Source organism: Streptomyces flavotricini, assembly GCF_020639365.1.
GTDB classification, from domain to species: domain Bacteria; phylum Actinomycetota; class Actinomycetes; order Streptomycetales; family Streptomycetaceae; genus Streptomyces; species Streptomyces flavotricini.
Window position 1 is genome coordinate 460573 of the sequence record NZ_JAINUL010000001.1, and the last position, 19205, is coordinate 479777.

Annotated in this window: 16 protein-coding genes; 6 read left to right on the forward strand and 10 right to left on the reverse strand. The window is 72.2% G+C overall.

Annotated elements, in window-relative coordinates; translation table 11 throughout:
• Nucleotides 1-42 precede the first annotated feature (42 nt).
• Complete coding sequence (locus K7B10_RS02405) at nt 43-2277, reverse strand: MMPL family transporter (RefSeq protein ID WP_229334287.1); 2235 nt, start codon at nt 2275-2277, stop codon at nt 43-45.
• 268 nt (nt 2278-2545) lie between these two features.
• On the opposite strand from K7B10_RS02405, the gene K7B10_RS02410 reads away from it, so the two are divergent.
• The 4 genes from K7B10_RS02410 to K7B10_RS02425 all read left to right on the forward strand — a co-directional run bounded on the left by K7B10_RS02410 (nt 2546) and on the right by K7B10_RS02425 (nt 6885).
• On the forward strand, nt 2546-3766 hold the full coding sequence (locus tag K7B10_RS02410; RefSeq protein WP_229334288.1) for a sensor histidine kinase: 1221 nt from the start codon (nt 2546-2548) through the stop codon (nt 3764-3766).
• Nucleotides 3763-4431, forward strand: coding sequence for a response regulator (locus K7B10_RS02415; RefSeq protein WP_229334289.1), 669 nt, complete (start codon nt 3763-3765; stop codon nt 4429-4431). The genes K7B10_RS02410 and K7B10_RS02415 overlap by 4 nt, the downstream gene beginning before the upstream one ends.
• 320 nt (nt 4432-4751) lie before the next feature.
• Nucleotides 4752-6215, forward strand: a complete 1464-nt coding sequence (locus K7B10_RS02420; RefSeq protein WP_229334290.1) for an MFS transporter — start codon at nt 4752-4754, stop codon at nt 6213-6215.
• A gap of 52 nt (nt 6216-6267) precedes the next feature.
• A complete protein-coding gene (locus K7B10_RS02425) occupies nt 6268-6885 on the forward strand; it encodes a TOPRIM nucleotidyl transferase/hydrolase domain-containing protein (protein ID WP_229334291.1) in 618 nt (205 codons plus the stop codon).
• Between the two features lie 176 nt (nt 6886-7061).
• Here K7B10_RS02425 and K7B10_RS02430 read toward each other — a convergent pair whose 3' ends face one another.
• Both K7B10_RS02430 and K7B10_RS02435 read right to left on the reverse strand, forming a co-directional pair.
• Entirely contained in the window at nt 7062-7334 is a 273-nt protein-coding gene (locus K7B10_RS02430; protein ID WP_229334292.1) for a hypothetical protein, read from the reverse strand.
• A gap of 50 nt (nt 7335-7384) precedes the next feature.
• Complete coding sequence (locus tag K7B10_RS02435) at nt 7385-8692, reverse strand: MFS transporter (RefSeq protein WP_229334293.1); 1308 nt, start codon at nt 8690-8692, stop codon at nt 7385-7387.
• Between the two features lie 99 nt (nt 8693-8791).
• Here K7B10_RS02435 and K7B10_RS02440 point away from each other — a divergent pair, with 99 nt between their 5' ends.
• Nucleotides 8792-9877 carry a helix-turn-helix domain-containing protein gene (locus tag K7B10_RS02440; protein WP_229334294.1) on the forward strand — a complete coding sequence of 362 codons (1086 nt, stop codon included), beginning with the start codon at nt 8792-8794 and terminating at the stop codon, nt 9875-9877.
• A 33-nt stretch (nt 9878-9910) separates the two neighbouring features.
• On the opposite strand, the gene K7B10_RS02445 is transcribed toward K7B10_RS02440, so the two are convergent.
• The 3 genes from K7B10_RS02445 to K7B10_RS02455 are packed head-to-tail and all read right to left on the reverse strand — an operon-like array spanning nt 9911 to nt 12555.
• Complete coding sequence (locus K7B10_RS02445) at nt 9911-10288, reverse strand: fic family toxin-antitoxin system, toxin component (RefSeq protein ID WP_229334295.1); 378 nt, start codon at nt 10286-10288, stop codon at nt 9911-9913.
• Nucleotides 10288-10527: a hypothetical protein gene (locus K7B10_RS02450; protein WP_229334296.1), complete on the reverse strand. Its 240-nt coding sequence runs from the start codon at nt 10525-10527 to the stop codon at nt 10288-10290. The genes K7B10_RS02445 and K7B10_RS02450 overlap by 1 nt, the downstream gene beginning before the upstream one ends.
• Before the next feature lie 48 nt (nt 10528-10575).
• Nucleotides 10576-12555 (reverse strand): FHA domain-containing protein, encoded by a 1980-nt coding sequence (locus tag K7B10_RS02455; RefSeq protein ID WP_229334297.1) that lies wholly within the window; start codon nt 12553-12555, stop codon nt 10576-10578.
• A gap of 271 nt (nt 12556-12826) precedes the next feature.
• Between K7B10_RS02455 and K7B10_RS02460 the strand changes: the two genes are divergently transcribed.
• Nucleotides 12827-14224 (forward strand): serine/threonine-protein kinase, encoded by a 1398-nt coding sequence (locus K7B10_RS02460; protein WP_229344713.1) that lies wholly within the window; start codon nt 12827-12829, stop codon nt 14222-14224.
• A 36-nt stretch (nt 14225-14260) separates the two neighbouring features.
• Here K7B10_RS02460 and tgmB read toward each other — a convergent pair whose 3' ends face one another.
• Genes tgmB through K7B10_RS02480 form a run of 4 tightly spaced genes read right to left on the reverse strand, consistent with a single transcriptional unit; the run spans nt 14261 to nt 19041 of the window.
• Nucleotides 14261-15229, reverse strand: coding sequence for an ATP-grasp ribosomal peptide maturase (gene tgmB, locus K7B10_RS02465; RefSeq protein ID WP_229334298.1), 969 nt, complete (start codon nt 15227-15229; stop codon nt 14261-14263).
• Nucleotides 15229-15480 (reverse strand): putative ATP-grasp-modified RiPP, encoded by a 252-nt coding sequence (tgmA, locus tag K7B10_RS02470; protein ID WP_229334299.1) that lies wholly within the window; start codon nt 15478-15480, stop codon nt 15229-15231. The genes tgmB and tgmA overlap by 1 nt, the downstream gene beginning before the upstream one ends.
• A 29-nt stretch (nt 15481-15509) precedes the next feature.
• On the reverse strand, nt 15510-16526 hold the full coding sequence (locus K7B10_RS02475) for an alpha/beta hydrolase (protein ID WP_267501310.1): 1017 nt from the start codon (nt 16524-16526) through the stop codon (nt 15510-15512).
• A gap of 58 nt (nt 16527-16584) precedes the next feature.
• Nucleotides 16585-19041, reverse strand: coding sequence for a penicillin acylase family protein (locus K7B10_RS02480; RefSeq protein WP_443734617.1), 2457 nt, complete (start codon nt 19039-19041; stop codon nt 16585-16587).
• Nucleotides 19042-19205 lie beyond the last annotated feature (164 nt).

Here is a 19205-nt window from a genome sequence, read left to right on the forward strand (position 1 = left end):
CGGTCCTCCGCGCGCCGGCCTCATGGTGTGCCCCTGGTTCGATCAGCCCACCGGAACGGGGCGCTCCTTGTCATCGGTGCGCCCGGTGTGGCCGGCGTGCCCGGTGTGGCCGTACTCGCCGGCCCGGTCGGTGCGCCGCGGTCGTACCGGCCACCAGATCGACCGGCCCAGCAGCGCGGCCAGCGCCGGAACCAGCACCACCGACAGGACGAACGCCGACAGCATGATCCCGAGCGCCGTGGCGAAGCCGATCTCCTGGGTGCCCGGATTCGGGTTGACGGCCAGGCTCCCGAACGACGCGGCCAGGACGAGGCCCGCCGTCGCGATGGCCGGCGCCGTGTGCCGTACGGCCCGGGCGACGGCCGCCCGGGCCGGGCCGGGCTTCTCCATCTCCTCCCGTATCCGGTCGCTGATCAGGATGTTGTAGTCGGTGCCCAGTGCGACCACGAACAGGAACAGCACCAGCGGCAGCATGAAGTTCACCCCCGGCCGGTCAAGGAGGTCCTGGGAAACCAGCGCCGAGGCACCGAGGGTCGCCGCGAAGCCCAGGCCGACGGAGACCATCAGGACCAGCGGTGCCAGCAGACTGCGCAGGAGCAGGAGCAGGATCAGCGAGATCAGCCCCGCGGCCACCGGGAAGACCACCTTCAGGTCGCCGGAGACGGCGGACGAGATGTCGGCGAAGAGCGCGGCCGTACCGCCCACGTGGACCTCCGTGCCCGCCGGCCGGTGCGCGGCCACCGCGTCCCGGAGCGGTCCGGACACCAGGTCGCGGGCCCCCTGTCCCTGCGGATCGGCGGTCAGGAACACGTCGATCCGCGCCGCCCTGCCGTCGTGGCTGGGTACGGCCGGGGAGACCTGGCCGACGCCCTCGACCGCTGCGAGCGCCTTCGAGAGCCCGCCCAGCGACTCGGTCGCGACCTTGCCGCCGCCGGAGGCGGTGACGAACACGGTGGTCGGGTCCGACACCCCGGCGGGCAGGGCGCGCGCGATCTCCGCCGCCGTCCGCGCCGCCGCCGTACTCGCGTCGCCTGCGCCGCCCGGCCCGTAGTCGGTGTGCATCCCGGCCAGGCCCGCCGCCAGCGCGCCGAGCAGGGCCAGCGAGGCGAGCACCATCGTCACGGGACGCGCGGCCACCCGGCGGCCCACCCGCCCGGCCATCCCCTCCGGGGGCTCGCGGTGCAGGCCGCGCGAGGGCCAGAACATCTTCCGCCCGGTGACGGCCAGCAGCGCCGGCATCAGGGTGAGGCTGCCCAGCAGCATCACGAGCACGGACACGGCGATCGCCGGGCCGAGCACCCGGAACTGGCCGAAGGACGCGACGGCGAGGGTGGAGAACGCGGCGACGATCGTCAGCGCCGCGGAGGTGACCGCCGTGCCCACCCGTCCGGCGACCTCGGCCGCCGCGGCGCGCCCGGTCTGCTCGGGCCGGCTGCGCAGCTGCTCGCGGAAGCGGAACAGCAGGAAGAGGAAGTAGTCGATCCCGATCCCGATCAGCACCACGTTGATCAACTGCGGGGTCGAGGCATCGAGTCGGATGCCGGTGAGCAGGGAGGTCCCGACCACCACCCCGGCGGCCGCGCCGCCGATCACCGACACCACGAGGAGCGGCAGCAGTGCCGCGAGGACACTGCGGAACACCATCACGTGCAGCAGCACGATCACCGCGAGCATGGCGATGCCGACGATCGTCGAGCGGGTCTTCTCGGCGTCGGCGGTGTCCACGCTGTCCGCGAGCCCGGCCGTGAAGCCGGTCCGCAGCCCGGCCCCGGTGAACTCGGCGCGGGCCTGGTCCCGGAACGCCCGGTACAGGTCCTGCATCCCGGGGTCCAGGGGATTGCCGGTCAGCTCGACCGACAGCAGCCGGAAGCTCCGGTCCGGGGCGGTCATCGCCGGGCTGACCCGGGGGACCTGGGTGTGGTCCTCGGTCAGGGGCGGCGTGTCCTTCGTCTTCGGCATCGCCACCTCGCGCCGCGCGAGCTTCGCGGCCTCGGCGTCGATCCTCCGCTCATCGGACTCGGTCAGCTTCGCCCCGTCCGCCCGGGCCACCAGCATGGTGAGCGGGTTCGCGTCGGGCTTGAAGCCGAAGTGCTCCTCGGCGACCTCCAGCGCGGCCGCCGAATCGTAGGTGGCGGGCAGGAACTCGCCCACGCTGGGCTGGGTGGCGCGGAAGAGGAACGCCTGGCCGAGGACTGTCATGGCAATGCCCAGCACCGCCCAGAGGGCGATGACCTTCCAGGGACTTCGGGTGGCGAAGCCGGTCAGGGCGCGGATCACAGGGTCCTCCGTAACTCGATCGACCGGGTGTTCCCGGACGTCGTCCAGCTCATCAGCGCCCGCGCCGCGAAACGTCGTGACCGGGGAGGAACCCGCACCCGGGACCGGGGTCCGGCGCACCCCCCGGACCAGGACCGGAGTCCTGGTCCGGACTCCCCCTGCGGGTCGCGAGCCCGCCGCACCGCCACTGCGAGAATGGTTCCCGTACGCGAATCGCGGTGCCCCGGTACGGATCCGGCGGGCCGGTGACGAAGGGGGACCGGCGGGCATGCCGATACGCAGTGGGGGCCGGGCCGGCGACGGAGGGGCGAAGGCGCGCGGGCCTGTCTTCGACTGGACCCGCAATGACGCGCTCGTGGCCATCGGGGCGGCCGTGAACGACCTGATCGGCTATTCGCTCGGCGCCGCGGACGACGGCCGGCCCCTCACCGTGCAGGCCCTCGTCCTCGTGGTCCTCGCCGCGCCCTGCCTGCTGGCCCGCCGGGCCAGGCCCGTGACCGTGCTGTGCGCCGTCCTCGCGCTCGGCGCCGCGCTGAACCTGACCACCCCGCAGGGCCCGCACTTCTCCGCCGCCTACATGGTCGCGCTGTACACCGTGACCCGCCTGCGCGGCCCCGTGGTCACGGCCGTGGCCGCCGTCGCGACCGTACCGCTCACGATGATCAGCGGCGGCTACGGTGACTCGTCCGTCCTGACGGGCCTGCTCGGCAACACGGTCGCGGTGGTGCTCGTCGTCGGCACCGGGCTGGTCGTCCGGCGCTGGCAGCGCGAGGCCGAGGCCAGGCGCACTCTGCTGGCCGACCGGGCGGTGGCCGGGGAACGCCGCCGGATCGCGCGCGAGTTGCACGACATCGTCGCGCACCACATCACCACCATGCAGCTGATGGCCGGCGGCGCCCGGGCCAACCTGGCGCACGACCCGGGTGCGGCCCGCGATGCGCTGGTCACGCTGGAGGACTCCGGGCGGATGGCGCTGCGGGAGATGCGGCAGCTCCTCGACGTCCTGCGGGCCGGGGAGGAACCGGAGCAGGTCCCGCCGGCGCCGCAGCCCGGGACCGGGGACCTCGGCCGCATCATCACCGAGTCCCGGCTGGCCGGTACGCCCACCGAGTTCACGGTGCGCGGCACGGCCCGCTCGCTGCCGCCGACGGTCGGCCTGACGGTGTTCCGGATCGTCCAGGAGGCCCTGACCAATGCCCGTAAGCACGCCGTCGGCGCGCGGGCGCACGTACGGCTGACGTACGGTCCGGACGGCGTCGAGGTGGAGGTACGGGACGACGGCGCGGGCGGCGCCCGCCCGGGGTACTCGCGGCCGGCGGCTTCGCGGCACGGCTCCGGCAGCGGGTACGGTCTGATCGGAATGCGGGAACGCGTCGCACTGCAGGGCGGCACCCTGGAGACCGGCTCGTGCGACGACGGCGGATTCAGGGTGGCGGCCAGGCTCCCGGCGGGCGACCCGGGGGGACACGGAGAGGACCGACGCGGATGATCCGTGTGCTCATAGCCGACGACCAGCCGCTGGTACGGCGGGGCCTGGCCCTGATCCTGGCGCCCGACCCGGCGTTCGAGGTGGTCGGCGAGGCCGAGGACGGTGCGCGGGCGGTCGCACTCGCCCAGGAACTGCGGCCCGACGTGGTCGTCATGGACATCCGCATGCCGGTCCTCGACGGGGTCCGGGCCACCGAGGAGCTCGCACGGGCACTGCCGGAATCCCGCGTTCTGGCCCTCAGCACCTTCGACATGGACGAGTACGTGGTCGCCGCCCTGCGCGCCGGCGCGTACGGCTTCCTCCCCAAGGACGTCTCCCCCGAGGAGCTCATCGCCGCGGTCCACACCGTCCACACCGGCGAGGCCGCCGTCGCGCCCCGCCTGCTCACCCGGCTGATCTCCACGTACGTACGGGCCTCCCCCGCCCGTCCACGCCCGGCGACGACGGCCCCGGCCGGACTCACACCGCGCGAGCTGGAGATCTGGCAGCTGCTGGCGACCGGGTTCGACAACGCGGAGATCGCCGGGAACCTGGAGATCAGCGTCTCCACGGTCAAGAACCACATCACCGGCATCTTCACCAAGCTGGGCGTCCGCGACCGCGCGCAGGCGGTCATCGCGGCCTACGAATCGGGCCTGGTGGCGGCGGGACACGGAGCCGGCTGACCGCCGACCGGCCGAAGTGGCGCCGGACGGCGGCGCGGCCGTCCTGCCCGGACCGGCCGTCACGCTCCAATATGATCTTCGGATGACGGATCCTCTCCGCCTGCCGGTGCGCCTCCCCTTGGTGGCCGGACTCCCCGGCAGCGCTCCCTCTGTCCCGCACCATCCTCATCCTCCGCGCCGGTGATCGGTTCCGCACGCCGGTACGGTCGGGGCCACCGCTCGTTGGGAATCAGGTGTCGCCTCCGCATCGCCCTTCGCCCGAAGTCCCTCCTCCACCCCGCAAGCACTTCGTCCTCGCGGCGATGGGGTGCGCCGGGGGGATGGTCCTGCTCGACCAGACCGTCGTCGCGGTCGCGCTCGACCCGATGGCGCGCAGCCTGGGCCTGACCACGTTCGCGATGCACGGTGTGGTGCTCGTCTACGTGCTGTCGCTCGCCGCGTTCGCGCCGGTCGGCGCCATGGCCGCCCGCAGGTTCGGCATTCTGCGCGTCTTCGGGTTCGGGACCGCGCTCTTCGTGACCTCCTCCGCGGTCTGCGCACTCACGCCGTCCGGGGGCGCCGCCGAACCCTTCCTGCTCACGGTCAGGGCCGTCCAGGGCGCCGGTGCCGCGCTGATGCTCCCGGTGGCCACCACGGTGATCACCGACGTGTACGGGGAACGGGAGCGCGGCAGGGCGCTGGCGGTGTACGCGGGGCTGGCGCAGGTCTTCTTCGTCCTCGGCCCCGTCGTGGGGGCGCTCCTCATCCAGTTCCTCGGGTGGCGCTCGGTCTTCCTCGTCAACGTGCCCGTCGGCGTGGCGGTCCTGTGGGCGATCGCCCGGGCACGGCTGCGCGGGGAGGCGGAGGGCGGCGCGCTCATCGCGCTCCAGCCCCTCGTCGTCATCTTCGCTCTGGTCGTGCTGGTCTTCGGGCTCTACCAGTGCGGTGTCTGGGGCTTCACCGACCCCAGGACGTTCGCCACCGTCGCTTCGGGCGCCCTGGTACTGGCCTTGGCGGTGCGGCTCCTCCTGCGCTCCCGCCGGCCGCTCGTCGATCTGCGGCTGCTGGCAATCCGGCCGTACGCCGTGGCGGTGGCGCTCACGTTCATGGTGCAGGCGCCGCAGCTGATCGTGGTGGTGCACGGCACGCTGTTCCTTCGGCAGGCGATGCACCTGTCCCTGCCGGCCACCGGGCTCTGCCTGCTCCCCCTGGTCACGGCCCTGGCGGCGGGCACGTTGTCGTCCGGGTACCTGTTGGAGCGCTCCGGGTCCATCCGGGTGCCCGTACTGCTCGGCCTCGCGGCCTCCACGCTCGGCACGGCGGCCTGGACCGCAGCCCTGTCCCCGCGCGAGTACGTCTTGCAGGTCCCGGGGATGGTCTTGGCGGGGCTCGGGATGGGCATCCCGATCCCCGCGCTCAGCGCCGAACTCATGCGCGCGGTTCCGCCGGCCAAGAGAGCGGACGCGTCCGTTCTCCGGCAGACGCTGCGACAGTTGGGCGGCGCGGTCGGGCTGGCGGCGGCCGGGGCCGCCGTACTGGCCGCCAACGACGACGCGGCCGACGCCTCGGGCATCGTCACCGCCGCGGCCGCCCCTGCGGGGTTCGTGGTCGCGACCGTCGCCCTGGCCGGCGCACTGCTCCTCGCCGCCGTCATGCTGCCGCGCGGGACGGGTACGGACGGAGGCCAGGCCGAGTCCGGCGGATCAGGCTCGGGTACGCGTGAGATGGGCGGCGTTCGCCGAAGATCGCCGTCCTCCGCCCGTGGCCTCCTGCGCCTGCGCCTGCGCCGAAGGGGTCGCCCGTGACCGGGAGCGAAATTCCGAGCCGCGCCGGGCCCTGGAAGGGCAGACTCCCTCCATGGAGGACATGTGGGCGTTCCGGGACGCGGTCGGATGCTGGGCGGCCGGCGGGCCCGGCGGACCGGCGGGCGGACTGGCAGTACGACTGGGTTTGCGGACGGCGGTGTTGCTGGAAGGGCTGAGTGACCTGGCGGCCGTCGAGGCGCTCGCCGTACGGCGCGGCCGGGACCTCGCCGCCGAGGGAGTGTGCGTCGTCTCGATGGGCGGCGCGATGAACGTCGGCCGCTACGCCGGCCTCCTCGGGCCGCCCGGGCTCGGCCTGCACCTGACCGGGCTGTGCGACGAGAGGGAACAGCCCTACTACGAGCGCGGCTTGAAGCGGGCCGGGGCGCGCGGGTCGGGGTTCTTCGTGTGCGCGGCGGATCTGGAGGACGAGCTCATCCGCGCGCTCGGCACGGCGACGGTCGAGGAGATCATCCGGGTCGAGGGCGACCTGCGTGCCTGGCAGACCTTCCTGCGGCAGCCCGCCCAAGACGGTCGGCCGCGGCAACAGCAGTTGCGGCGCTTCCTCGGCACGAAGAAGGGCCGCAAGATCCGCTACGGCGGCCTCCTGGTGGAGGCGCTCGCCCCCGGCCAGGTCCCGGCCCCGCTCGAGGACCTCCTCACGAGCCTGTGAGGTTCAACGGGCCGGCGTGACCGGGGACCACACGCCGAGGTTCGACGACGAAGCAGCCGGGTCGACGCCCGGGCGCTTCGGGCACCGCGCCTTCGAGCTCATCACAGGCGACGATTCCGAGGTCGGTCATGGCGGGCAGCTCATCGCTGCGTTGACCGGGGCAGGTCGTCGCGGGCCTACTGCGGGGCCACTCGACAGGCCGTCGCCGCGGTCGTGTCGGTCACGCCGCCTGCCGTCAGGCCCTTCACGCACTGGTCCTGGTCCCCGGTCAGTCCGACGTAGCAGGCCATGCGTACGGAGTCCGGGGCCTCGCCCCCGTGGAGCTCCTGCTCGACCTGGTTGATGCAGGACGAGAGGTCCGCGTGGGCGGCAGGGGCCGTGAGGGCCGCGCCGCCCAGTGCGAGGGTCAGGCCGGTGAGGACGCTTGCGATACGGGTGGACGCGCGCATGAGACGCACCTGCTCTCCGGGGTCGTGCGTTCCGGTTCCCCTCATCGACGCTAGAACAGCCCCCCGCGACCCGCACCCGCTGGGGCCGCCCCGGGGCTGTCCCGACAGCGCCGGGTCCGCAGGTCAGAGCCTTGTACGAGAGCACGGGCCCGCCTTCCCCCGGCCACGTCCCGATCCGTGGCCACGGCGGAGACGGACAGGAGGGTGGCCGTGGCGAGGGTGCCCCAGAGGGCGGCCGGGCCGTGGGGGGCCAGGGCGGTGATGGCCGCCGGGGAGACGGCGAGGCCGAAGCCCGTGGAGAGCTCGAAGCGCGCGAGGGTGCGTCCCAGGACGCGGGCCGCGGCGAGTGTCGTGACGAGGGCGGTGGCGCTGCCCGCGTAGAGGATCTCCCCGATCGTGCAGACGACGGACACCGCGGCGACGGCCGGAGCGCCCCGGCCGGGATCCAGGGCGGTGGCCGCGAGGAAGCCGACGTAGGAGGCGGCGAGCACCACGCCGGCGAGGGCCAGGACGGTCCGCCGGGAGAAGCGGGACATCAGGACCGTGACGGGAACCTGCAGGGTGACCACCAGCACCGTGTTGGCCACGAAGATGGCCGCCGACCACACCGGGGATGCGTGCAACTGCGTCACCAGGACCAGGGGGAGCGCGATTTCGGGGACGTTGAGGCAGAAGACGTAGATCACGTTGGCGGCCAGCAGCCCGCGCATCCGGGGAACCGACCCGTCCGCCCCGGACTCCGCCGGGGTGGCGGCCGCGTCCGCGCGGAGGCGGACCGACCAGGCCAGCGCCGCCGCCGTGAGGTACGCGAGCCCGGTGACGGCTGCCAGCGCCTGCAGGGCCGTGGCGCCGCCCGCCAGGCATGCGGTGGCGAGGAGCGCGCCCACGCCCAGGCCGGCGTTGCGCAGGGCGCGGCCCGCCGCGAGAGCGGTGTCGCGTTCCCGGCCGTGGGAGACGGTGGCCACGAGGGCCGCGTGGGCGGCCGGCCAGGCCTGGTTGCCGATGCCGAGGAAGAGCGCCGCCGTCGCGAACGGCCAGGCGTGTCCCGCCGGGGTGGCCAGCAGCACCGCCACGCCCAGGACCCGTACCAGCATCGACGCCGCCACGACGGAGCTGCGTGCGCCGCGGTCCAGCCCGCGGCCCACCGCGGGCATGCACACCAGACCACCGACCACGCCGGCCGTCATGGCGATGCCGGTGGCCGGCGCGGACAGTCCGAGCACCGTCACCCCGTAAAGGAGGAGGAAGGGTCGCAGCAGGCCGGTGCCGAGCGCGTCCACGGCCAGGGCGACGGCGTAGCGTGGGCCTCCGGAAGCGCGGACGAGGGCGCGGGGCCGGATCTTGGTCAGGGTTGCCATGGCGTCCACCGTGCGGTGGGCGTCCGGAGGGGCCACGTCGGTTGACGGACACCGTCAACCGACGTCGTCGCCGGCCGTCCGGTCGGCGATCCTGAGGGGATGACCTTGAGGATCGACATCGGCGGGCTGCCGTCCGAGCGCGTGCGGTTCGCCGCCTCGCCGCTGGCAGAGCTGACAGCGATGCTGCACGTACTGGCCGAACCCGGGCACCATCCGCAGTTCGCCGACTGGGCCGCGGACGTCTGGGCCGGGCTGCGGGCGGAGTTGGCGGAGCGGTTGCGGGAGGCGGAGTTCCTCTGGCGTTCCTCACAGGCCGACTTCCTGCTGCCCGCGCGTCCGCGTCCCACCCTCGCCGAGGAGTTGGACGAGGTGGACCGGATCGACGACGAGACGTACGTGACCGCCGCGCTCGTCACCACCTGCGGCGGCAGCCGGGCCCGCCTCGCCGCGCGGTCGCCGCTCACCGATGCCGCGGCGCGCGAGCGGGCCCTGGAACTGGCCCAGGCCCGCGGCGCCCGGCAAGAGGCCTTCGCGGAACGGCTGCTGGCGGACCCGGGCTCCGTACGGGCGCGGGTGCGGCGCACCCTCGAACAGTGCGCGCGGGCCTTCTTCGACGACGCCTGGACGGACGTGGCCGTACGGCTCGCCACCGACCTGCGCCTGAAGAACGACCTGTTGAAGCAGCAGGGCCCCGCGGCCGCGCTCGCCTCGGTCTCCGGCGCCGTCGCCCTGGCACCGGACGGCGACTGCATCGTCGTGGACAAGCTGCAGGACAAGGCGACCGCCGCCCACGGCGCCGGGGTGACCTTCATCCCCAGTGTCTTCGGCAGCCCGCACCTGGTGGTGGTCCACGCGCCCGGGTGGCATCCGGTCGTGCAGTACCCCGTGGCCGGGCCGGGTCCGTCGGAGCCGGTATCCCTGGAGACGGTCACCCTGCGGCTGGAGGCGCTGGCGCATCCGGTACGGCTGCGTCTGTTGCGTACGCTGGCCCGCGGCCCGCACACCAACGGTGAACTGGCCCACGCCTGGGAGCTTTCACCCCCGGAGGTCTCCCGTCACCTCGCCGTCCTGCGCAGCGCGGGCCTGCTCACGGCGCGGCGCCACGGCCGGTACGTCCGATACGCCCTCGACCTGCCCGCTCTGACGGCGCTGGGCGCCGATCTGCTGGCGGCCGTACTGCGCTGAACGGCAGCGGCGGCCGTGATCAGGTGGCCGTGATCAGGTGGCCGTGGGCCAGGTCCGCAGCAGTGCGGAGATCCTCCCTGCGGAGCAGGCGGGGCTGAGGAGGAGGTCCCGGAGCGCGATGGCGTCGTCACGGGTGGGCTTGACGCGGATCCCGGCGGCTTCGAGGTACATGACGCCGGTGGCCGCCGCGACGGCCAGGTTGGAGCGCTCCAGCCAGCGGCAGCGGGCGAGGGTGTGGACGAGGGCTGCCGCTTTTGCGTACGGACCGTCGTACAGCGGCTGCTCGAACAGCTCGGCCCGGTGGCGGGCGACCGCCGAGACGGGCACTCCGTAGTCGTCCGGGGCCGGGTCGCCCACCCCGGCCGCTTCGGCGACCTGCAGGATCCAGGCGACGTCGATGTGCAGTTCCATCAGGCGGCACGCGCCCCCGGTGAACCCTGCTGGGCGTCCTCGGCCTCGTCGAAGACGCTCTGGTGCTCGGCGAGGAAGCGGGCGGCGGCGTCCACCGACCGGGCCCGCAGCCCGCTGGCGTCGTCCTGCACCAGGCGTGCGAGGTAGTCACCGATGCTCAGGCCCAGGTCGGCGGCGCGCTTCTTCGCCAGTTCCGCGATGTCCGCGTCCACGCGGGCACCCAGCTGTGTTTTCGCCATGGCCCGATGGTAACAGTCGTTACCATCGGAGCGCGAGCGATGCGGACCCTACGCCCGCGGGAGGGCCCGGGGGTCGGCCGGGCGGGGCACGAAGACCGGGGACTCCGACTGGTAGAACAGGTCGATGTCGGCCTCCTCGCCTCCGACGATCAGGGTGTCCCAGGCGCCGCTCTCCCGCAGGGTGCGCAGGGTGGCGGGGGCGATCGGGGCGAGGTGGGAACGGAGTTCCGCGTCCGTGGGCAGGCCGGGAAGCCGGGACGCCAGCCGGTCGCGGATCCCGGACATGCGGTCCAGCAGCGCGTCCAGGTCGCTCCCGTCCACGCCACCGGAAGCGGCAGCCGATGCCGGCCCGGAGGCGGCACCGGATGCCGGCCCGGCCCCCGCACGGGACGCCGCACCGGACGCGGCGCCGCCGCCGGCCTCCGTACTGCGCGCGATGATGTCCCTGATGGCGCGGGTGACGCCCTGTTCGTCGGTGGTCACCATGGCGTTCCAGGCCCGGCTCTTGTGGCGGTACTGGAGCATGGACATCGCCGCCTCGTGCCGGATGAAGTCGGCGTCCCGCAGCGGCTTGCCCCGCCAGGCGCGGCTGAGCGAGCGGGCCAGTGAAGTGGCGGAGGCGAGACCGCTGTTGAGGCCGCGGCCCGGCCAGAAGTGGATGGCGTTGGCCGCGTCGCCCAGCAGGAACCCGTACGTACCGGGGCTGGTCGCGGTCGGGCGGTGCAGCTGCGCGGTGAACCGCGGGCGCTGCACCATGTCCAGCCGGAACGAGGTGATCGCCGACAGGTCGTCTTCGGCCACGCCGAAGAGGCTGAGGCCCTGCCGGATCTCCTTCCACAGCGGGGAGCTGCGCAGCAGCGCGGGCAGGAACAGGGTGCCATGGGTGGGGCAGCGGAACTCGTTGTCCTCCTCCTGCCGGCTCATCAGGCAGGGGCGGGTGGCGATGCACTCCTCGAACACCTGGCGCACCGGGTCGATGCCGATGACGTTCCTGGCCTCTTCGCGGGTGAGCCGCATGTTCAGGAAGCCCTCGCCGCGCAGCGAGTTGAGGAGGAACCGGTTCTGCGAGACCGTGAGCAGTACGCTCATGGGGTCGGGCAGCTTCGACTTGACGCGCAGGCCCAGGACGATGTCCTGGAGGTGCTCGCCGTCGAGGGAGTAGATCGAGGCGTCGGCCGCGCCGAAGCGGTCGGCATAGTGCTCGCGGGTGCGGGAGCGGCCGCCCTCGCAAACCACCAGGACGTGTTCCTGGGCGAGCCGGTTCTGCTGCTCCTCCACGTCGAAACGCCTGGGGACGAGGCGGATCGCCGACCGGCGGTTCGCCAGGTCCAGCAGCCGGTCCTCGATGTGGGCGATCCGGATGTTGCGGGGCGGGCGGCCGTCTACGGAGTCCGGGCCGACGGGCCACATCTCGGAGTACGCGCCGTCGTCGTCGAAGAGTGCGGTGAGCACCTCCTCGGACAGGGCGAGGTACTGCCGGCTCTGGACGGTCACCACCTGCTGGCGGCGGAAGTTGCCCTGGGTCTCGTCCTTCCAGACGACCGCGGGGCCCTTCCTGGTCCACCGCCCGTCGTAGAGGGTGATGGCGGTGCGGCCGGGCAGCATCTCGTCGAGCGCCAGGGCGAAGGCGAGGCCGACCGGGCCGCCACCGGTGACGGTGACCCGCAGCGTGCCGGGGTCCGCGGCGCTCGGCCGGGGGACGTCCAGGAGGGAGAGGTCCATGACCGTCTCCATCGAGTCCTGCGCCTCGTAGAGGAAGGTTTCGTCACCGATGCGGATGCAGTCGTTCGCGCGCAGGACCTGCCGGGTGACGCGCTGGTCGTTGACGAAGGTGCCGTTGCGGCTGTCCCGGTCGTAGAGGACGAACCCGCCGTCCTCCGCGAGGACCTCGGCGTGCAGCCGGGAGGCGCTGGGGCTGACGATCACGACGCCGTTGTCGCTCTTGCGCCCGAAGCTGAGGGGCTCGCTGCCCAGGACGACGCTCTGCCCGGTGAAGGGACCCGTTCGCCCGACGATGACCGATGGCACTGCACACTCCTCGAAAGCGATGCTGCTGACTGTTCCTACGACAGCAACACGCCATCGAGAAGGTGTTCGGTTCGGGCATCTCCGAAAATTTCCCCGCGCCCGGCTGAACCGGGGGCCCGGCCGGTACGTGATGCTCACGTCGGCCGCCTTGAGAGGAAGAACCGCCCCCATGCACAACGAGGAAACCGAGACCGAGACCGTGACGGAGACCGTGCTCGCGGCCACCGCCGCGGGCCCGGCCATCACCGCGGGCACTGCGGAGGCGGCGGTGATGGCCGGGCCCGGCGGCGAACGTCTGATCGCGGGCCGCTACCGGCTGCTGTCCCGGCTCGGCGAGGGAGGCATGGGCACCGTGTGGCGCGCCCGCGACGAGACCCTGCAGCGGGAGGTCGCCGTCAAGGAGGTGCGGCCCCCGGCCGGCCTGGGGCCGGACGACATCGCGAGGATGTACGGCCGGCTCGAGCGCGAGGCGTGGGCTGCGGCCCGGATACCCGACCGTCATGTGGTGACGGTCCACGACGTGGTCATGGACGACGACCGGCCCTGGATCGTGATGGAACTGGTCCGCGGACCGTCGCTGGCCGATCTGCTGCGGGCCGAAGGTCCGCTCACCCCGCGGTACGCCGCGCACATCGGCGCGGAGGTACTGGGCGCACTGCGCGCCGCGCACGCCGTCGGGGTGGAGCACCGGGACGTGAAGCCGGCGAACGTGCTGCTCGCCGAGGACGGGCGGGTGGTGCTCGGGGACTTCGGCATCGCGATGGTCGAGGGCAGCACCGCCCTGACCATGGCCGGCGAGGTGGTCGGCTCCCCCGAGTACCTGCCGCCGGAGCGGGCGCTGGGCCGCCCCTCGGGTCCCGAGTCGGACCTGTGGTCACTCGGTGTGATGCTCTACGCGGCCGTCGAGGGGCTCTCCCCCTTCCGGCAGGACACCGTGCTGAGCACGCTGCGCGCCGTGGTGGACGAGGAACCTCCGGTGCCGGTCCGGGCTGGTCCGCTCGCCCCGGTCATCGCCGGGCTCCTCCGCAAGGAGCCGGCCCAGCGGACCCCCGCCGCCGAAGTCGCCGAAGCCCTGCGGGACATCGCCCGCGGACCGGACGTCACCACGACGGCCGCCCCGGTCCAGTCGGCTCCGACGGAACACGTGGCGGCGGCCACCACGGCCGGGGCGCCTGCGATAACGGAACTCTCGGCCGCGCCGTACGTCCCCTCCGCCCCGCTCCGCAGGCGCCGTACGGCGGCCTTCGTCACGGCCGGCGCGGCCGCGTGCGTGCTGACCGCCGCCGGGCTGGCCTACGCCCTCACCGGCGACCACGGGGACACCGCCCCGGGCCCGGGCGTACGGATGTCGGTGGTGGGCGCGAACACGACCTACACCGGCCGCTGCCCGAGCCCCGAGAGCAAGGCCCCGTCGTTCACCGCGACCTTCACCGCATCCGAGCCGACCCTGATCTCCTACCGCTGGGTGTCAGGCGACGGCTCGGTGGTGGACCCGCACTGGCGCACCATGAAGATCGGCGACGAGGCCACCCCCGCGGGACGTGACACGGTGCACCTCACGACCTACGCGAAGGCCGGCACCCTCACCACCGGATTGGCGGTGGAACTCCAGCGCCCCACCCACGCCACCTCCAACCCGGTCCCCTTCTCCATCACCTGCACCGGTTGACCCCTTCTGTGCCGTAGCGGGGTTCAGGGGACGGGCTCACAGCTCGGGACCCTTCTGGAGTTGGTCGGCGATGGCGTGGGCGATCGATTCGGTGATCGGGCCGGGTTGCCAGGCCCACTGCCCGTTGGGATTGCACTCGAGGAAGTACCAGTCACCGGCGGGCGTGACGGCGAAGTCGAACGCGCCGAAGGTGAGTCGGAAAGCCGTGAGGTAGGCGCAGACCGCTCGGGCGACCGGATCGGGAACGGCGATCGGCGTGCACTCCATCAGGGACTGCCGCTGCCTCCAGTCGAGATCGGGACTGTCGATCCGGGCGGCGGACAACCGGTTGCCGACGGCCGTGAGGCGTACGTCGAAGGCCTTCTCCACCGTGGCCTGGAAGAGGTGCGGGCAGGCGGCCACGGCGGCGGTGATCTCGTGCGGGCGCACCTCCCGTACCCACACCTGCTGTGCTCGGCCGTCCACCGCGTAGGGGGTGTTCCACAACGGCTTGTAGACCACTGCGCCGGCATGGAGGGCGGCGAACTCCCGTGCTTGACGCGGGTCGTTGGTGATCAGCGTGTCGGGGACCGAGAGGCCGCTGTGCCGGGCGGTGGCCAGCTGGGCCGGTTTGTACTCCGCCGCCCGGTTGTTCCACGGGTGGTTGACGTAGTGGGCTCCGGAGAGCGATGCCAGGATGCCGCCGACCCCCCACAGCGCCTGCGACGCCGCGAACCGGCGTTCTTGTCCGTCCAGTTCCGGCGGGCCGTCGAAGGGTGAGGGACGGCGCGTCCAGACGGAGCGCACTAGGGTGAGGTCGAGCTCGCGGCTCGCCGTGCGCAGGGTGCCGCGCTGACCGCCCGTGCCGTACGCGGCGGTCAGCGCGGCACCTGCATGCAGGTCGGTGCCGGGGTCGAGACGGACCACCGGGACCCGGCGCTCCGCGAGGATGCGCAGTACCAGGTCGGTGGTCACGTCGTCGGGGTTGGTCAGCACCAGTACCGACCCGCTCGGACCTGTCGTCATCACTGGTCGTAGTCGGAGTCCGAGGTGTCGTCGGAGTCGTAGCTGTCGGCGCTGCTGGTACTCGTGGAGCCCGAGGTGCTGCTGCTGGTTTGGGAGTTGTGGAGTCCGGCCGTGTGACCGTGTGCGTCGACGACGACGGCGATCTGGGTCTCGGGGTCGATCACCGGTACGTACGGGGGTACCGGAGCGGTCTCGGCGTACGGCGCCATGCGGGTGGTGCCCCAGGGCGCTTCGGGGTTTCGCGTTTCCATCGTTCGACTCCTTTGTCTGCGCGTGGTCGTCAGGCGGCGAAGGACCTCTCCAGCCTGGGGATCAGGTCACGGAGGTCCTGTTCCCAGCAGCCGGCGTTGTGCCCGCCGTTGCACTGGGTGCCCCAGGCGGAGCCGTCGCCGTAGTCGACGTAGTAGTAGGGCATCCGCAGGGCGTCCATGCTGTCCTTGACGTGCTTGGACGCGCTCTCGACCCAGAACTCCAAGTCGGTGACGTCTCCGCGTCCGTTGCCCACGTAGATGGAGACTCCCACTCCCGCGAGCTTGTCCATGTGTGCCGCCGGGTCGACCTCGTTGAACCTCCAGTCGGCGTTGAACACCGGGTAGGGCGAGCCGAACACGGCGTCGCTGTCCACACTGGGCTCGTAGGCGACGAGGGAGGCGACGACGGCCATCCGCAGGTCCATGGAGCGGACCGAGAGATCGATGTCCCCCGACAGGGACGCGGTCTGGCTGAACAGGTCGGGACGGACCTGGGCGTAGTGCAGGGCACCGAACCCGCCCATGGAGACGCCGGCGACGGCCCTGGCCTTCTTGGTGGCGATGGTGCGCAGGTTCGCGTCGATGAACGGGATCACCTGCTTGAGGTGGAAGTTCTCCCAGTTCTGGACACCGGCCGCGGTCCTCTGGTTCAGCCAGTTGGCGTACCAGCCCCGGGCGCCGCCGTCCGGGATGACGGTGATCATCTGGTCGGAGGTGGTCAGCGCGGGGTAGTTCTGCTGGATCGGGTCGTCAGGGGACCCGTGCAGGAAGTACAGCACCGGATAGCGCCTGGCCGGGTCGTCGTAGTAGCCGCTCGGCAGGATGATCTTGATGTGGTGCTTGCCCGCGACCTCCGGTGTGGTCACGGTGATGTAGAAGTTGCGGGGACCGCCCGTCGCCGTGTCGACCTGGGTCAGGCCGAAGCCGTCCGCCAGCGGCGGCGGCCCGGTGGGCTCTGCCGCCTGCGCCGAACCCGCCGGCACGGCCATCGCGACCACGGCGGCCATCACTGCCACCGCCAAGCGCCACCGGCTCGTTTTCCTCATCACGGAGTTCCTCCTCGGGAGCCTTGTCATTGGACATGCTGATGGAAGAGCGGCCTCATCAGGAAAGGATCTTGATCTCCAGTGCCGGCGAAGCCGCGATCTGCTCCTCGGTGAACCGTTCCGCCACCCACTGGCCGGCCGAGAACAGCCTGGTCTGGTCGGCGTGGTGCGGCGAGTTCGGGTTGGCCGACTGGGAGTAGGCGAGCACCGAGGAGGCCTGCGGCGGGCCGTCGGCGGTGAACTTCACCTGCTGGATGAAACTGGATCCGAAGGTGATGTCGAGCGTGCCGTCGACCAGGCCGGGAGTGACCACGTTCAGTACGCCCAGTTCGCTGATCGAACCGTGGACCGGGATCTGCTCGCCGCCCCGGGTGATCTTCTGGACGTCCGACAGGGGCGCGTTCAGCGCAACGCCCGCCCTGCGCAGCGCGAGAACCGCCCGGCCGAACGCGTCCCGGACGGCGGAGCTTCCGGAGTCCAGCGAATTGGGCGTGTGCACCGGGTCCTTGGGGTCGAAGGGCACCCGCCACGGCAGTTTCTCGATCGCCTGCCCGCCCAGCAGGAAGGCCCAGTAGTTCTCGAACAGCCACGACCCCCGGCTGTCCGCCGTGAAGTCGTGGTCCCTCCACGCGGCCAGGACCGGGCAGGCCTCGCTCACGTTGACCAGATTGCCGTCCACCAGGATGAGCCCGAAGGGGACGCCCCGGCACATCGCGACCGTGGCGTCGAGGGCCAGATCGGCCGCCCTGCTGTTGTCCGCGAACAGCAACTGCCGCATGTTCTCGGGTGTGAAGCCCCGGGGCCCGGGCAGGCCGTCGGTGCCGTTGATCCGGTTCTGCGCGGTCAGGATCAGCTCCTGGGTACGCAGTGATCGGGGAGCCGCCGTATCGCCCATCACCCTCGGGAAGGACAGCGGCTGCTCGGGGTTGGCCAGCCAGGCGCTGTCGTTGGCGTTGCCGACGAAGTCCTTGCGGATCAGGCGCGGCTGCTTGTGCGGGTCCAGCAGTCCGGGCGCGACCGCGTTCGGGTCGTCCGGCCAGTCACACGCGCTGCGCTTGCCGTCGAAGACGGAGACCGGCGGCACGTTCGGCAGCCGCAGCTCCTGATTGAACAGCAGCCGCCCGGTCAGGGTGAGGCACGACTGTGCGTGCTCGTCGGTGATGTTCGCGGTGGCCTGGATGTCCGCGTACAGCGCGTTGCCCTTGCGGTCGGAGGCGACGGTGTTGAAGAAGGGCACGCCCTGCGTGGTCTCCAACGTATTGACCACCTCGTCGACGTCCTTGGCCTGGTCCAGGTGGAACCAGGTGTTGAGCGCCCGCAGGTTGTCCATGTTCACGTCGCGCACGGCGTGCGCGCTGACCACCCATGGCAGCTGGATGCCCAGGACCGAGGTGACGATCGGGCCGTACCGGGTGGCCCAGAGCGTCCGGGTGACCTTGCCGACGGAGCCGTCCGCGTTCAGTACGTCGACGGAGACCTGCTGCGAGGTCATCCGCTGCCAGGCGCCGTCGACCAGGTAGTTGGTCGGGTTCAGCGGATCGACCTGTACGTCGAACAGCCCGAACGGGGCCACCGTGGCGACGGTGTGGCTCCAGGCGACGTCGTCGTTGTGCCCGATGTTCACCGCGGGGAATCCGAGCAGGCTCGCACCGGAGACGTTGATCTTCCCCGGGATCGTCAACTGGCTCTGCCACATCCGGTTCTTGCCCTGCCACGGGAAGTGCGGGTTGGCCAGCAGCATTCCGGTGCCCCCGGACACGCCCTGCGAACCCACCGCCAAGGCGTTGCTGCCCATGCTCTGTTGACGGCTGACGGCCAGGGCGTCTCGGATCTTCGCCGCCGTCTCCTCGGGAGAGGACGCCGGCGGCGACGCGGCCGAAGCCCCCGGCGGCGCGGCGGTCACCTGACCGTCCAGCAGCGGATCGGCGCTGCCCATGATGATCTCGGCGTGCGCGTGCCGGTAGACGTCCAGTTCCGTGATCGGCCGCACCCAGGCCGCACCGCGGCAGGCCGGGTCGGAGATGTTGTTCACGCCCGTCTCGGCCAGGTACCTGTTGTATCCCCGGACATAGCCGCGAATGGCTTCCCTGACCTCCGGCTCCGGCCCGTTGGGGGCGGGCTGGTCGAGCAATCGCTCCACCACGCGGTCGTCGTTGATCCGCTGGAAGTACAGGTCGCTGTTGAGATTGGTGGTGGTGTTCTGCTTCTCGCCGGGGCTGGCCTTGCCGCCGGGGCCCAGATAGCGGGACTTCTGGGCATTGACCATCAGGTAGGTCTCGGCCAGGGTGCAGACGTTGTCCGCGGCCGCCGCGTATCCGTAGCCCGTTCCCAGTCCCTCCCAGTCCGAGGCGATGATGTGCGGGACGCCGTACTCGGTGTAGCGGATCGTCGGCTTGTCCGGCCCCCGTACGGCGACGGCCGACCCGGCGGACGATGCCCCGGCCGGCGATCCGGAAGCCGCCAGCGTGCTCATCACCGCCACCGCGGCCACGGCCGCCACCGGCAGCCTCGCCATGAATCCCCTCCGCGCCATCGAGCCGTCCTTCCCCTGTGGTCGAGGCCTTCCTCCGAACGCACCCACGCTAGGAAGGGGCGATGAAATCCCGATGGAGCGGCCACGCCGTCGCGGGTTTCATCGGGATGTCATCGGCCGCTGCGACTGTCGTCCGGTGACCTCGG